Origin of the sequence: Streptomyces sp. NPDC002773 (assembly GCF_040295605.1) — a bacterium.
Lineage (GTDB): Bacteria > Actinomycetota > Actinomycetes > Streptomycetales > Streptomycetaceae > Streptomyces.
On sequence record NZ_JBEOVO010000008.1, the window covers coordinates 195,210 to 209,969 of the forward strand.

Here is a 14,760-nt window from a genome sequence, read left to right on the forward strand (position 1 = left end):
GGCGCCCGCATGACCCCGTACCCGCACCTGCTGAGCCCGCTCGACCTGGGGTTCACCACCCTGCCCAACCGGGTGATCATGGGGTCGATGCACGTCGGTCTCGAGGAGACCGAGCACGGCTTCGAGCGCATGGCCGCCTTCTACGCCGAGCGCGCCCGGGGCGGCGTGGGCCTCATCGTCACCGGTGGCATCGCGCCCAACGACGCCGGCCGTCCCTGGGACGGCGGCGCCAAGCTCACCACCCCTGACGAGGTCGCCGAGCACCGGCTGATCACCGACGCCGTGCACGCCGAGGGCGGCCGGATCGCGATGCAGATCCTGCACTTCGGTCGGTACGCGTACCACCCCGCCCTCGTCGCGCCCAGCGCCCTCAAGGCCCCCATCAGCCCCTTCGTACCGAACGAGCTGACCGACGCCGAGGTCGAGCAGACCGTCGAGGACTACGCCCGGTGCGCCGAGCTCGCCAAGGAGGCCGGGTACGACGGCGTCGAGGTGATGGGCTCCGAGGGCTACCTCATCAACGAGTTCATCGCGGCCGCCACCAACCAGCGCACCGACCGGTGGGGCGGCTCCTACGAGAACCGCGTCCGCTTCCCGCTGGAGATCGTCCGCCGCATCCGCGAGCGCGTGGGCGAGGACTTCATCCTCGTCTACCGCCTCTCCATGCTGGACCTCGTCCCCGGCGGCTCCACCCTGGAGGAGGTCGTCCAACTGGCCAAGGAGATCGAGGCCGCGGGCGCCACCATCATCAACACCGGCATCGGCTGGCACGAGGCACGCATCCCCACCATCGCCACCTCCGTGCCGCGCGGCGCCTACACCTGGGTGACCAAGAAGCTGATGGGCTCGGTCTCCGTACCGCTCGTCACCAGCAACCGCATCAACACCCCCGAGGTCGCCGAGGAGATCCTCGCCGACGGCCGCGCCGACCTGGTCTCGCTGGCCCGCCCCTTCCTCGCCGACCCGGACTTCGTCGCCAAGGCCACGGCCGGCCGCGCCGACACCATCAACACCTGCATCGGCTGCAACCAGGCCTGCCTCGACCACACCTTCAATCTGAAGATCACCTCCTGCCTGGTCAACCCGCGCGCGTGCCACGAGACCGAGCTGGTCCTCTCCCCCACCCGCCGCGCCAAGCGAATCGCCGTCGTCGGCGCGGGCCCGGCCGGTCTCGCCTGCGCCGTGTCGGCGGCCGAGCGCGGCCACGCCGTGACCCTCTTCGACGCCGCCGACGAGATCGGCGGGCAGCTGAACATCGCCAAGCGGGTCCCCGGCAAGGACGAGTTCGACGAGACGCTGCGCTACTTCCGCGTGCAGCTCGCCGAGCGCGGGGTCGAGGTACGCCTCGGCACCCCGGTCGCGGCGACCGACCTGGACGGTTACGACGAGGTCGTCGTCGCCACCGGCGTCGCCCCCCGCACCCCCGCCATCGCGGGCGTGGACCACCCGAGCGTCGTCAGCTACCTGGACGTGCTGCGGGACGGCGCACCCGTCGGCGAGCGCGTCGCGATCATCGGCGCCGGCGGCATCGGCTTCGACGTGGCGGAGTACCTCACGGACGGCGGGGAGGGCGCGAGCCAGGACCCCGAGACGTACTTCCGCCAGTGGGGCGTGGACACCTCGTACGAGAACCGGGGCGGCCTGCGGGCCCCCGAGCGCGCCGCGCCGCCGCGCCAGGTGCACCTGCTCCAGCGCAAGGAGACCAAGGTCGGCGCGGGCCTCGGCAAGACCACGGGGTGGATCCACCGCACCGAGCTCAAGCACCGGGGCGTGGCCATGGTGGCGGGCGTGTCGTACGACCGCATCGACGACGAGGGCCTGCACGTCACGATCGGCGGCGAGGCGCAGCTGCTGCCGGTCGACACGATCGTGCTCTGCGCCGGCCAGGAGCCGCGCCGCGACCTGTACGAGGAGCTGGTGGCGGCGGGCCGGGTGGCGCACCTGATCGGCGGCGCGGACGTCGCCGCCGAACTGGACGCCAAGCGGGCCATCGACCAGGGCACCCGGCTCGCGGCGACGCTGTGATCAGCGCGGCCGGCCTTTCCTAGGATGCGTGCATGTCCCTGCCGCACGCGATCCTCACCGCGCTGCTCGAGAAGCCGTCCTCCGGTCTCGAACTGACGCGCCGCTTCGACAAGTCGATCGGATACTTCTGGTCGGCCACGCACCAGCAGATCTACCGCGAGCTGGGCAGGCTGGAGCAGGCGGGGCACATCCGTGCCCTGCCCGCCCCGGTCCCGGTACGGGGGCAGCGCAAGGAGTACGAGGTGCTGCCCGCGGGCCGCGCCGAACTCGGCACCTGGGTCGCCAGGTCCGAGGACCCGAAGCCGATGCGGGCCGCCCTGCTGCTGCGGATGCGGGCGGCGGCCGTGGTCGGCGCGGCAGGGCTGCGCGCGGAACTCTCCCGGCACCTCGCCCTCCACGAGGGGCAGCTGGCGGAGTACCTGGAGATCGAGACCCGGGACTTCCCGGCGGAGCGCCGCCGCACGGAGCCCGACCGGCTGCGCCATCTCGTCCTGCGGGGCGGGATCGACATGGAGCGCTTCTGGGTGGAGTGGCTGAGGAGCGCGCTGGTGGAGCTGGGGGCGCCGGGGTCGGGCGGGGACGAGGCGCCTTCGGCGACGCCTGGGGAAACACCCTCGGGGGCGCCGTCGGAGACGTCTTCGGCGGCCACTTCCGACGCGCCCTAGTTGTCCACGTGCGCGTGGACGGTCTTTCCGTCCGCGTCGCGGCGCACGGTCAGGCTGTCGACGAGGCGTGTGACGATGCCCCAGCCGAAGCCGCCTTCCCTGCCGGGGTCATGGGCTTTCGGCCGGGGCGGGTCGGGGTTGCGGTCGTGGACGTCGATGCCGATGCCGCCCCCTTCCAGGGCGAGGTCCAGGGTGCACTCGCCGTCGGCGTACCGGATGGCGTTGGTGACCAGCTCGCTGACGACGAGGACCGCGTCGTTCTCGGTGGTACGGCGCAGGGGGTGCCCGGCGACCAAGGCGTCACCGGCGAGGCGGTGCACCTCCAGGCGTGCTCGGGCAGCGGCCCCCGGGCCCTTGAGATCATGGTGCCGTGAGACCGCCATGACGCTCTTCCCCTCTCCTTCCTCGGTTCTGGACAGCCTCGGTCCCCGCCTCTGCCCGGATGCCCGGCATCCATTCACGCGCGAGCAGGAAGGCCGAAACCGTACTGCCGTGGTCGGCGTGCGGGTGACGGCACGCGACGGGTCGCGTACCGGCGTGGATACTGGGCCGTTGGAGTTCCACCACACGAAAGGGCGGGTATGGCCGACGACTTGGGGCACCGGGCGACACGTCACGCGGTGGTCATCGGGGGAAGTCTCGCTGGGCTGCTTGCCGCTCGGGTACTGGCCGAGCACGCGGAGAAGGTGACGGTCGTCGAGCGCGACCGGCTTCCCGACGGGCGGGAGGCGAGGCCCGGCGTGCCGCAGGGCCGGCACCTGCACGTCCTGATCGCCGGCGGGCAGCAGGCGCTCGACGAGCTGCTCCCCGGGTTCATGGGCGAGCTGCACGCGCTCGGCGCGCCCAAGGTGGGCGTTCCCGAGGACATGGTCCAGTGGCAGAACGGCCGGTGGTTCCGCCGTACGGCGGCGACCGCGCACTTCTACACCGGTCCGCGCCCCCAGCTGGAGTGGCTGGTGCGGCAGCGGGTGCTCGCCGACCCGCGGATCGAGCTGGTCGACGGTACGGAGACGGTGGGGCTGACCGGCGACTCCTCGCGCGTCCGGGGCGTACGGCTGCGGGAGCGCGGCGCGGGGGCCGACAAGCAGCCGCGGACCCTCGCGGCCGATCTGGTCGTGGACGCCTCGGGGCGGTCCACGAAGGCCGCGGACTGGCTGGCGGGCATCGGCGCGGAGGCCCCGCACGAGGAGACCGTCGACACCGGTCTCGCGTACGGCACCCGGGTCTACCGCGCTCCGGCCGAGGACGACGGGACCGACGCGACCGGCTACTACATCGTGCCCAACCCGGCCCAGGTCTACGGCGGTGTCGTGCTGCCCCTCGGCGACGGGCGGCACCTGGTGACCCTGTCGGGGCTGCGCGGCGACGAACCGCCGACGGAGGAGGGCGCGTTCGAGGAGTACGCGAAGCGGTTGCCGCATCCGGTGCTCAGCGACTGGCTGGCGCGGGCCGAGCCGGAGTCCCCGGTGTACGGGTTCCGCAAGACCGCCAACATCCGGCGGCGGTACGACCGTCCGGGCCGCCGCCCGGCCGGTTTCCTCGCCACCGGCGACGCGCTGTGCGCCTTCAACCCCATCTACGGGCAGGGGATGGCGGTCGCCGCGCTCAGCGCGGTCGCGCTGCGGCGGGCGCTCGCCGACCCGCGGCGCACCCCGACCACCCGGCAGGTGCAGCGCGCGCTGCTCGACGCCTCGCGGCAGGCCTGGGACATCTCGGTGGGCGCCGACAAGAAGATGCCCGGCGCGACCGGTGACGCGGCCCGCCCCGGGGCACTGGACAAGGCGGTCGGCTGGTATCTGAGCCGGGTGCAGACGCGGGCTGCGGGCGATCCGGTGGTGGGGGCGCCGTTCCGTGCGGCGCTCACCCTGACCGCCCCGCTGACCTCGCTCTTCGCGCCGCCGGTGGCGCGGGCGGTGCTCTTCGGCCCGGTGGCGGACACGCCGGCGGGACCACCGCTGCGGCGCGACGCCTGAGGCCGCGGCGGGCCCTCGGCGGCTCCGGCGCCCGGCGCCGAGGACCGCTCAGGACCCGCGCCGGGCTGCCCGGCGCCAGAGCCGCCGGGGCTCTCGGCGGACTCGGGCGCCCGGCGCCGAGGACCGCCGGGGCCCTCGCCCCGCTCAGGCCCCCGGCGCCGCCGTCACCATGCCCGCGGCGATGGCCGCGCCGAGCGCCGCGTAGTCGTCGGCGTTCTGGCCCGCGTAGGCGAGGGCGAAGTCGGCGACACCGCGGTCGAAGACGTCGGAACCGCCGAGGTAGGCGGCGATCGCGATGCGGTCGCCGGTGCGGGCGTGGGCGCGGGCCAGGGCTCGGCCGCAGAGCCGCGCGTAGTCCCTGAGCGCGGCCGGGGACATGGTCTCCACCTCGGCGGAGCCCTTCATGTCACGCAGCTGGCGCCAGTAGAAGTGGCGTTCCTCGGGGCCGGTCATCCAGCCGAGGAAGATGTCGCTCGCGGCCTGGATGAGCCGCTGGCCGCAGACGACCCGGCGTCCCTGGTGGCCGTACGCGCTCGGCGCGAGGTAGGTCTCCAGGACGGAGGGGCCGGCCTCCTTGATCTGGAGGATGAGCGGGTCGTCCTCGTCCCGGCCTTCGAGGAGGAGGACGAAGCAGCGGGTACCGACGCTGCCGACCCCGACGACCTTGCGGGCGGCGTCGCGGAAGCGGTAGCGGTCGAGGAGGATCCGCCGTTCCTCGGCGAGCGAGCTGCGGTAGTCGCTGAAGACCTTGCCGAGGGTGACCCGGTCGATGTCCGTGGCGCGTTCGAGGAGCGGCGGGTCGTCGACGATGTGCCGGACCCCGGTCGGGTCGGCCTCGGTCAGCTTGGCCAGGGCCTGGAGGCTGGTGCGCCGGCGGGCGCGGGCGAGGCGGTCGGCGAAGCGGGCGCGTTCGTCGCGGTGGACGAGGGCGAGGAGGTCGTCGGCGGCGATCCGTTCGTACCAGACGGCGAGCTCCCCGAGCCCGGCCAGGCGGCGCACGGCCGTCCGGTACGACTCGGTGGCCAGGAGGGCCGCCCGGTGGGCCCTGGGCCGGGAGCTGCCGTTCTGGAGGGCGGCGACGGCGACACTGGCGGCGAGCCGCTTCACGTCCCATTCGAAGGGCCCGGGGAGCGTCTCGTCGAAGTCGTTCACGTCGAAGAGCAGCGTCCGTTCGGGTGAGGCGTAGACCCCGAAGTTGAGGAGGTGGGCGTCGCCGCAGAGCTGGACGGTGAGCCCGGTGTGGCGTTGGGCGGCGAGGTCGGCGGCCATGACGGCGGCGGCGCCGCGGAAGAAGGCGAAGGGGGAGGCCGCCATCCGGCCGTAGCGGAGGGGGACGAGATCGGGCAGCCGGTCCTGGGACTGGCGTTCGAGCACGTCGATCGGGTGGGGGCGCTGGGCGCTGGGTATCCAGCGGCCGTGGGAGGAGCGGGGGACGCGTTTGCGGGCCGCTCTGCCCCGTGCGGCGCGCTCCGACGGTGTCGTCATCCGGCCTCACCGCCTCTTCCGCCGCCGCGGTCTCGTCCCCGCCACCTGGTACCTCATTACAAGGCGCGCCGTTCGTTTCGGCCACTCTGCCGAAGTGGTCTAGCAAAATGGTTTAGACCAATGATAGGAATTGATCACCCACACGGCCCATGCGGTCACGCTGAGCGAAGAGAGGGTCTGATCATGGCCGAGCCCGATTCCGAAGCGCCGGCGGAGGCGCCGCTCTATCTCCGGGTCGCCGCCGCGCTGCGCGAGGATCTCGCCCACCGGCGCATCTCCCCCGGCAGCCGACTCCCCTCGGAACGTTCCCTGTCCCAGCGGTACCACGTCAACCGGCAGACCGTACGCAGCGCACTCCAGCTCCTGCGCGACGAACGGCTCGTGGTCACCGACCGGCGCGGCACCTTCGCCGCCGCCGCGGCCGGGGGCGAGCCCGTCGTCCCGGCCCTGACGGCCCGCCGGCCGACGTTCCCCGGCGGTCCCCGCGCGGCCGAGGCGCTGGTGCGGGCCTCCCTCGTCTGGGAGCCGCCGCCCACCCCGCTCGCGGCGCGGCTGCTGCTCGTACCGGGCGAGCCGACGCTCGTGCACCGGCACGTCGTACTCGGGCCGCACGGCGCGGCGCTCCAGCGGGCGGTGTCGTGGTTCTCCCGGCCCGCGCTGACCGAGATCCCCCAACTGTCCCGGTACCGCCGCTACCGGGACAGCAGCCAGCAGCCCGATCTGCGGCTGCTCTACCACTGGATGCACCAGGCGGGGCTGCGGATCACCCACCGGGAGTCGGTCGCCGTCCCGCCCGGCCCGGCCACCGCGGCGGACGGCGGCGCGGCCCGGCTGCTCGTCCACCGGGTGGTGAGCGATCAGCACGGGCACGCCCTGGAGATCACGGACATCGACTTCTCGGCCCAGTCGGCGGCCTGGACCTACGAGTTCAGCGGATGACGGCGCCCCCGGCGGGGTCCGCACCCCGTCAGACGATGCCCTCCGAGATCTCCGCCTCCTCGCGGGCGGTGCCGTACGCCGTCGGTGTCCCGTACGAGCGGCGGGCGACGTACCACCAGACGCTGGCTAGGACGAGGACGACGGCGAGCGCGATCACGGCGTAGTTCATGGTGTCGACCGTCACCGGCGCCTTCTGCGGCAGGCAGAACAGCACGGTGACGATCGCCACCCAGACGACGGCCGTCCAGCCGATCGGCTTGCTCCAGCGGCCCAGGCTCCACGGGCCGGGGGTGAACCGGTCGCCGGCGCGCAGCCGCAGGTAGATCGGGATGGCATACGCGGGCGTGATGCCGATGACGTTGATCGCGGTGACGGCGCCGTAGGCGGTGGCGGAGTACAGAGAGGGGAGGGCGAGCAGCGCGGCGACCGCCACCGCGAGCCAGACGGCAGGCACCGGGGTCTGGGTGCGTCCGCTGACCTTGCGCCAGATCGCCGATCCCGGCAGGGCGTTGTCGCGGCTGAAGGCGAAGACCATCCGGCTGGCGGCGGCCACCTCGGCGTTGCCGCAGAAGAGCTGGGCGACGATGACGACGAGGAGCAGGGCGGTGGCACCGCCGGTGCCGAGCGCGTCCAGGAAGATCTGGGCGGGCGGGACGCCCGTGGCGCTGTTCTGCGTGGCGGTGTAGTCCTGGATGGCGAAGCTCAGACCGGCGAGCAGGGCGAATCCGGCGATCCAGGAGACCCAGATGGCGCGGACGATGCCCTTGGCGGCGGCGACGGAGGCGTTGGAGGTCTCCTCGGAGAGGTGGGCCGAGGCGTCGTAGCCGGAGAAGGTGTACTGGGCGAGGAGCAGGCCGATCGCGGCGACGTAGAAGGGGTTGGCCCAGCCGGTGTCGTTGACGAACTCGGTGAACACGAACCCGGCGGACTGGTGTCGGTCGGGGACGAACGCGAGGGCGCCGACGATGACCGCCACGCCCGTCAGGTGCCACCAGACGCTGATCGAGTTGAGCACGCTGACCAGCCGGACGCCGAAGAGGTTCAGGAGGGCGTGGAGCAGCAGGATCGCGAGGAAGATCAGGAAGGTGGAGCCGGCGGTGGGTTCGAAGCCCCACTGGAGGTTGAGGAAGGCGCCGGTGAAGAGCGCGGCGCCGTAGTCGATGCCGGCGATCGCGCCGAGCAGACCGAGCAGGTTCAGCCAGCCCGTGTACCAGCCCCAGCGGCGTCCGCCGAGCCGGTCCGCCATGTAGTAGAGGGCGCCGGAGGTCGGGTAGGCGCTGGTGACCTCGGCGAGGGCGAGGCCGACGCACAGCACGAAGAGGCCGACGCCGACCCAGCCCCACAGCATGACGGCGGGGCCGCCGGTGCCCATGCCGAAGCCGTAGAGGGTCATGCAGCCGGAGAGGACGGAGATGACCGAGAAGCTGATCGCGAAGTTGCCGAAGCCGCCCATACGGCGGGCGAGGACGGGCTGGTAGCCGAGCTCTCTCAGCCGCGCCTCCTCGTCCTGGGCGGCGGCCTGGGGCGGCTTGCGTATCGCGTCGGTGGGGGCGGCCGTGCGTGACATCGTTCCTCCGGGGACGGGGGTGAGCGGGCAGTCCGGAAACAGGGGGTGTGCCGGGGCGTCAGCCGCCGAGACAGCGGGCGCGGGCGCGCAGGAAGACCTCTTCGGCGAGTGCGCGGTCGTCCGGGTGGGGAGTCCGGTACGCCCACGGCGGCGTCGTGTAGTACGGGCCGAGCGAGTCGAAGACCCGGGCCGCGTCGTCGAAGCGGAGGGCGCCGAAGAGGGCGTGCGCCAGGTGGTTGAGGTCGAGCAGGGAGGCGTCGTCGGTGGCGCAGAAGAGGAACCAGGAGTCGAGGGCGCGCCGGGCCTCGCGTACGGCGTCCTCCGCGACCCAGTGGAGGTCGAGGGCGCGCTCGTGGCCTCGCTCGCGCCGGTAGCGCTCGACGCGCACATAGAGCGGGAGGACGTGCAGGGCGGAGCCGACGGGCGCGTTGGAGGCGGCCCAGTGGCAGTAGTTGACGGCCTCGGAGAGCGGCCCGGGGCGCCGGGCGTAGACGAACTGCAGCATGCGGTGGTGCGCTTCGCGGTTGTGCGGGGCGCGTTTCTCCGCCTCGGCGAGCAGGCCCCAGGGGCCGGGCGGCAGCATGGGGGCCGGCGGGGGGAGCCGGTGTTCGGCCATGCGCTGGCGTACGTCGAGTGCGGCGAGGGCGAGCAGGCCCACCCACGGCACCGGGTCGGCGGGGGCGAGATCGGCGGCCTCGCGGCAGGCGGTCCCCGCCTCCTGCCAGAGTTCCCTGGTGCGGGCGTGGCCGGCGCGGTGCGCGCGTACGGCCCGCTCGACGGCGACACGGCTGTGCATCACGGTGGCGGCGGGGCTGTCGGGCTGCTCGGCGCGCCAGGTGTGGATGACGTCGGTGCCGGCGGCGACGGCGGCGAGGACCTGGGTGCGCCGGGTCCAGCTGTCCCAGTCCGCCGTCTCGCCGAGGAGGCGCGCCATGGCCACCCAGCGGCCGGTGCGTAAGTCCTGGACGGCGTTGCGCAGGGCGTGGTCGTGGCCCGCGGGGTGGTAGACGGGCCGGAAGCCGTGTCCGGCCATCAGGGGGTGGGGCGTGGTGTGGGCGACATGGGTCCTCGGTGGATGGAGGGGGTGGTCAGTCCCCCGGCGTGCGTCCCGGCCGTTGATCGGCGATCACTATAGAGGGCGCTGGATGCGACCGGTCCACTTTCTTTCCCGACCGTAAATATCCAGCCAGCGACCGATTTTGACTCACCATCAGGCAGCTGCGGCGGACCTGACGGGGTCCTCCGCCGAGGCTTGACGAAGGGCCGCCGCGACGGCACCCTGACCCCTTTCGGTGACCGTCCGGTCACCGAGAGGTCCAGCGACAGGAGCAGCACGATGACGGGCGGCCCGGTACTCGCCGTCGATCAGGGCACCTCGGGCACCAAGGCCCTCGTCCTGTGCCCCGAGCGCGGAGTCGTCGGCAGCGGTACGGCCCCGGTACGGCCCCGGTATCTGCCGGGCGGCCTGGTCGAGGTCGACCCACGTGAGCTGTACGACTCCGTGGTCGCCGCGGGGCGGGCCGCGCTCGCCGACGCGGGCACCGCGGTCGTGTCCGTGGGCCTCGCCAACCAGGGCGAGACCGTCCTCGCCTGGGACCCCGCCACCGGCGAGCCGCTCACCGACGCCCTGGTGTGGCAGGACCGCAGGGCGGCCGGGATCTGCGCGGAACTCGACGCCCACGCCGACCGGTTGCGGCACCTCACCGGTCTTCCGGTGGACCCCTACTTCGCCGCACCCAAGATGGCCTGGATCCGCCGCCACGCCACCGGCGCCGGCGTCGTCACCACCAGCGACGCCTGGCTCGTCCACCGGCTCACGGGCGCCTTCGTCACCGACGCGGCGACCGCGGGCCGGACCGGGCTCCTCGACCTCGACACCGTCGCCTGGTCGGAGACCGCCCTCGACCTGTACGGCCTCGGCGGCGAACGGCTCCCGCGGGTCGTGGACTGCGACACGCCCGTCGGCACCACGAGCGCCTTCGGTCCGCCTCTGCCGCTCACCGGCCTCCTGGTGGACCAGCAGGCGGCGCTGCTCGCCCAGAGCGCCGACGACCCGGCCGCCGCCAAGTGCACGTACGGCACGGGCGCCTTCCTCCTCGCCCGGACGGGGCCGGTGGCCCGGCGCGCCGCCTCCGGCCTCGTCAGCTGTGTCGCCTGGCGGCTCGGCGGACAGGTCACCCACTGTCTGGACGGCCAGGTGTACACGGTCGCCTCGGCCGTGCGCTGGCTCACCGACCTCGGCGTGATCGCCGGGGCGGAGCAGATCGACCCGGTCGGCGGCGCAGTGCCGGACACCGGTGGGGTCACCTTCGTCCCCGCCCTCGCGGGGCTCGCCGCGCCCTGGTGGCGGGGCGACGTACGCGGCTCACTCACCGGCCTCGGGCTGGACACCGCGGCGGGCCATCTGGTGCGTGCCCTGTGCGAGGGCATCGCCGCCCAGGTCGTCGAGCTCGCCGCGGCCGTCGCCGCCGACCGGGGCGCTCCCCTGACCTCGCTGCGCGCCGACGGCGGGCTCACCCGGTCCGCGCTGCTCATGCAGACCCAGGCGGACCTCCTTCAACTCCCGGTCGAGGTCTCCTCGTCACCCGACGCGACGGCGCTCGGGGTGGGCGCGGTGGCCCGGCTCGGGCACGATCCGGGGCTCACGCTCCGCGAGGCCGTACCGGAGTGGAAGCCGTCGGTGGTGTACGAGCCGAGGATCTCGGGCGACGAGGCGGCGGCGCGGCTCGGCCGGTTCCGTGACGAGGTGGAGGCGGCGGTGGAGCGGGCGGGGGCGGGGGCCGGCGGCGGCGGGGCTGGTGGTGCCGGTAGTACTGGTGATGCCAGTGGTGCCGGTGGTACTGGTGGTGCCGGTTCCAGCGGCGGGTCCGGTCCCGGCGGCGGGGGTTCCGGTTCCGCATGAGCGTCACCCGCACCGGCCCGCTCCCCGCGGGCGCCGAAGCGGCGTACGACGTCGTGGTCGTCGGCGCCGGGGTCGTCGGGTCCGCCATCGCCCGCACCCTGGCCCGCCACCCGCTGCGGATCGCGCTCGTGGAGGCCGCGAACGACGTCGGCGACGGTACGTCGAAGGCCAACACGGCCATCCTGCACACCGGTTTCGACGCCGTGCCGGGCACCCTGGAGGCGCGGCTCGTCCGTGACGGACACCGGCTCCTCTCGGCGTACGCGCGGGAGACCGGCATCCCCGTGGAGCCGCTCGGCGCCCTCCTCGTCGCCTGGGACGAGCAGCAGCGCGCCACCCTCCCCCGCCTCGCGGAGAAGGCCGAGCGCAACGGTCACCGCACGACCCGGCTGCTCTCCGCCTCCGAACTCCGCGCGAGGGAACCGCACCTGGGCCACGGCGCGCTCGCTGCGCTCGCCGTCCCGGGCGAGTCGGTGATCTGCCCGTGGACGACGACCCTCGCGTACGCCACGCAGGCCGTACGCTCCGGGGTGGACCTGCACCTGAACTGCCGGGTGGAGAAGGTGCGTCCGGGCGATCCGTACCACCGGCTCCTCACCGGGCGAGGGGTGCTGCGGACCCGGCACCTCGTGAACGCCTGCGGGCTCCACGCCGACGCCTTCGACGCGCTGGTCGGCCGCGAGGACTTCACCGTCACCCCGCGCCGGGGGCAGCTGCTGGTCTTCGACAAGTTCGCCCGCGATCTGGTCCGGCACATCCTGCTGCCCGTACCCGGCCCCCTCGGCAAGGGGGTCCTCATCGCGCCGACGGTGTACGGGAACGTGATGCTCGGGCCCACCGCCGAGGACCTGGACGACAAGACCGCCACCGGCACGACGGCGGAGGGACTCGCCGGACTCCGCGAACAGGGCGGCCGGATCCTCCCGGCGCTCCTCGACGAGGAGGTCACGGCCGTCTACGCGGGGCTGCGGGCCGCCACCGGGCAGGAGGACTACCGGATCGCCGCCCACCCCGAGCTGCGGTACGTGACGGTGGGCGGGATCCGTTCCACCGGGCTCACCGCGTCCCTGGCCATCGCCGAGCACGTGCGCGGACTGCTCGCCGACTGCGGGCTCGACCCGGGTCCCGAACGGCCGCTCGCCCCGCTCCGTATGCCGAACCTCGGGGAGGCCTTCGCCCGCCCGTACCGGGACGCCCGGCTCATCGCCCGCGACCCCGACTTCGGCTCGATCGTCTGCCACTGCGAGCGGGTCACCCGGGGCGAGATCCGGGCCGCGCTCACCTCGGCGATCCCGCCGGGGGGCCTCGACGGGCTGCGGCGGCGTACGCGCGCGCGTGGGGGCCGCTGCCAGGGCCACTACTGCGGCGCGGAGGTACGGGCGTTGTTCGAGGAGTACGGGGAGGGCGCGCGGTGAACCGTACGGTCGACGTACTCGTCGTGGGCGCGGGACCCGCCGGGCTCGCCGCGGCGGCCCGTCTGGCGGCGACGGGCGCGGGCCGCGTCGAGGTCCTGGAACGGGAAGAGGCGGCCGGCGGGGTGCCTCGGCTCTGCGCCGGCACGGGATTCGGCGCGGACGCCCTGGGCCGCCCCCTCGACGGGCCGGCGTACGCGCGGCGTGCCCTGCGGGCGGCGCTGCGGGCCGGGGCGACCGTACGGACCGGTGTGTCGGCGACCGGCTGGGCGGGGCCACTGACCCTCGACGTCACCGCACCGACCGGGCTCGAACGCGTCCGGGCCCGTGCGGTGGTCCTCGCGACGGGCGCGCGTGAACGGCCCCGCAGCGCCCGGCTCGTACCGGGCTCACGGCCCGCCGGGGTGCTGACCACGGGCGAGCTCCAGCGGACGGTGTCCCGGTTCGGCGCCCGGCCGGAGCGGATCGGGCGGCGGGCGGTGGTCGTCGGCGGCGATCCCGTGGCCCGCGCCGCCGTGCGGACGCTGCGGGCCGCGGGGGTGGAGGTGGCCGCGCTCGTGAGCGAACACCCGGTGCGGCGGGCCGCGTTCGGGAGGCTCCCGGTGCTCGCAGGGGCGGTCGTGACGGAGCTGCTCGGGCGCGGCCGGCTGACCGGGGTGGCGATCCGGGACGGGAACGGCCGTGCGGCCGTGCTGCGGTGCGACACGGTGGTCTTCACGGGCGACTGGATCCCGGACCACGAACTGGCCCGCGCCTGCGGACTGCCGCTCGCCCCGGGCACGCGCGGCCCTGCCGTGGACGGCGCCTTCCGCACCGCCGAACCCGGGGTCTTCGCGGTCGGCAACCTCCTGCACGGAGTGGAACCCGCGCTGGTGGCCGCCGCCGAGGGCCGGGCCGTGGCGGCCGCCGTACGGGAGCGGCCCGACGGAGGTCCCCCGCCGGTGACCGGGGTGACGGTGGTGGCGGAGGGGCCGCTGCGATGGGTCTCGCCCGGTCGCCTGGGTCCGGTGGCGGTCCCGCTGCTCGTCCGTCCCGAGCGCCGGCTCGTACGGCCGGTCCTGACCGCCGCTCAGGACGGGACCCCGCTGCGGCGGGAGCGGCTCAGCGGTTCGCTCGCCCCGTGGCGTTCGGTACGGCTGCCGCCCCACTGGACGAGCGGCGCGGATCCGGCGGGCGGGCCGGTGGTGATCAGCGCGGAGGAGTGAGGAGCGTGAGGGGGTGAGGGCGCGTGAGCCGGGGAGTACGGGCCGGGCGCGCGCGGCGGTGTGTTGCGCCGCTGCGGGGGTGGGGCCCGTCGGCGACACTGGGTGGCATGCCGGAGAAGCGCAGCGCGGGTCTGCTCGTCTTCCGCCGTACGACGGACGGTGGCGTCGAGGTCCTCATCGGCCATATGGGTGGGCCCTACTGGGCCACCCGCGACCAGGCCGCCTGGTCGATCCCCAAGGGGGAGTACGAGCCGGACGAGGCTCCGGAGGCCGCGGCGCGCCGCGAGTTCCAGGAGGAGCTGGGGCTTCCCGCACCCGAGGGCGAGTGGTCCGATCTCGGTGAGAGCCGGCAGCGCAACGGAAAACTCGTCACCGTCTGGGCCGTGGAGGGCACGCTCGACCCGGCCGAGGTCGAGCCGGGCACCTTCACCCTGGAATGGCCGCCCCGGTCCGGTGTCCTGACGGAGTTCCCGGAGATCGACCGGGTGGGTTGGTTCGCCCCGGAGGAGGCAGCTCCGCTGCTCGTCGCGGGACAGCGGGTCTTCCTCGAACGGCTCCTGACACACCTCGACGGGCGGGGCTGAGCG

At 74.2% G+C, this 14,760-nt stretch carries 12 protein-coding genes; 8 read left to right on the forward strand and 4 right to left on the reverse strand.

The window, feature by feature from the left end; translation table 11 throughout:
* The first annotated feature begins 9 nt into the window (after positions 1-9).
* Positions 10-2,025: an FAD-dependent oxidoreductase gene (locus ABT034_RS13705; protein ID WP_351214589.1), complete on the forward strand. Its 2,016-nt coding sequence runs from the start codon at positions 10-12 to the stop codon at positions 2,023-2,025.
* A 32-nt stretch (positions 2,026-2,057) separates the two neighbouring features.
* The gene (locus ABT034_RS13710) at positions 2,058-2,690 is read left to right on the forward strand and encodes a PadR family transcriptional regulator (protein WP_351214591.1); all 633 of its coding nucleotides are present in this window, start codon (positions 2,058-2,060) and stop codon (positions 2,688-2,690) included.
* Here ABT034_RS13710 and ABT034_RS13715 read toward each other — a convergent pair.
* Positions 2,687-3,073 (reverse strand): ATP-binding protein, encoded by a 387-nt coding sequence (locus tag ABT034_RS13715; protein ID WP_351214593.1) that lies wholly within the window; start codon positions 3,071-3,073, stop codon positions 2,687-2,689. The two genes, ABT034_RS13710 and ABT034_RS13715, sit on opposite strands and share 4 nt — an antisense overlap.
* A gap of 198 nt (positions 3,074-3,271) precedes the next feature.
* Here ABT034_RS13715 and ABT034_RS13720 point away from each other — a divergent pair, with 198 nt between their 5' ends.
* On the forward strand, positions 3,272-4,663 hold the full coding sequence (locus tag ABT034_RS13720) for an FAD-dependent oxidoreductase (RefSeq protein ID WP_351214595.1): 1,392 nt from the start codon (positions 3,272-3,274) through the stop codon (positions 4,661-4,663).
* Between the two features lie 144 nt (positions 4,664-4,807).
* Here the strand turns inward: ABT034_RS13720 and ABT034_RS13725 are convergent, their stop codons facing one another.
* On the reverse strand, positions 4,808-6,148 hold the full coding sequence (locus tag ABT034_RS13725) for a DUF2252 domain-containing protein (protein ID WP_351214597.1): 1,341 nt from the start codon (positions 6,146-6,148) through the stop codon (positions 4,808-4,810).
* A 183-nt stretch (positions 6,149-6,331) separates the two neighbouring features.
* Between ABT034_RS13725 and ABT034_RS13730 the strand changes: the two genes are divergently transcribed.
* Positions 6,332-7,087, forward strand: coding sequence for a GntR family transcriptional regulator (locus tag ABT034_RS13730; RefSeq protein WP_351214599.1), 756 nt, complete (start codon positions 6,332-6,334; stop codon positions 7,085-7,087).
* A 28-nt stretch (positions 7,088-7,115) separates the two neighbouring features.
* On the opposite strand, the gene ABT034_RS13735 is transcribed toward ABT034_RS13730, so the two are convergent.
* Complete coding sequence (locus tag ABT034_RS13735) at positions 7,116-8,654, reverse strand: amino acid permease (RefSeq protein ID WP_351214601.1); 1,539 nt, start codon at positions 8,652-8,654, stop codon at positions 7,116-7,118.
* 58 nt (positions 8,655-8,712) lie between these two features.
* Complete coding sequence (locus tag ABT034_RS13740; protein ID WP_351214603.1) at positions 8,713-9,687, reverse strand: hypothetical protein; 975 nt, start codon at positions 9,685-9,687, stop codon at positions 8,713-8,715.
* A 303-nt stretch (positions 9,688-9,990) separates the two neighbouring features.
* Between ABT034_RS13740 and ABT034_RS13745 the strand changes: the two genes are divergently transcribed.
* From ABT034_RS13745 to ABT034_RS13760, 4 genes are all read left to right on the forward strand, one after another.
* Positions 9,991-11,556, forward strand: a complete 1,566-nt coding sequence (locus tag ABT034_RS13745; RefSeq protein ID WP_351214605.1) for an FGGY family carbohydrate kinase — start codon at positions 9,991-9,993, stop codon at positions 11,554-11,556.
* On the forward strand, positions 11,553-12,971 hold the full coding sequence (locus tag ABT034_RS13750; protein ID WP_351214607.1) for an FAD-dependent oxidoreductase: 1,419 nt from the start codon (positions 11,553-11,555) through the stop codon (positions 12,969-12,971). Before ABT034_RS13745 ends, ABT034_RS13750 begins: the two co-directional genes overlap by 4 nt.
* The gene (locus tag ABT034_RS13755) at positions 12,968-14,173 is read left to right on the forward strand and encodes an FAD-dependent oxidoreductase (RefSeq protein ID WP_351214609.1); all 1,206 of its coding nucleotides are present in this window, start codon (positions 12,968-12,970) and stop codon (positions 14,171-14,173) included. Before ABT034_RS13750 ends, ABT034_RS13755 begins: the two co-directional genes overlap by 4 nt.
* 107 nt (positions 14,174-14,280) lie before the next feature.
* Entirely contained in the window at positions 14,281-14,757 is a 477-nt protein-coding gene (locus ABT034_RS13760; RefSeq protein ID WP_351214611.1) for an NUDIX hydrolase, read from the forward strand.
* Positions 14,758-14,760 lie beyond the last annotated feature (3 nt).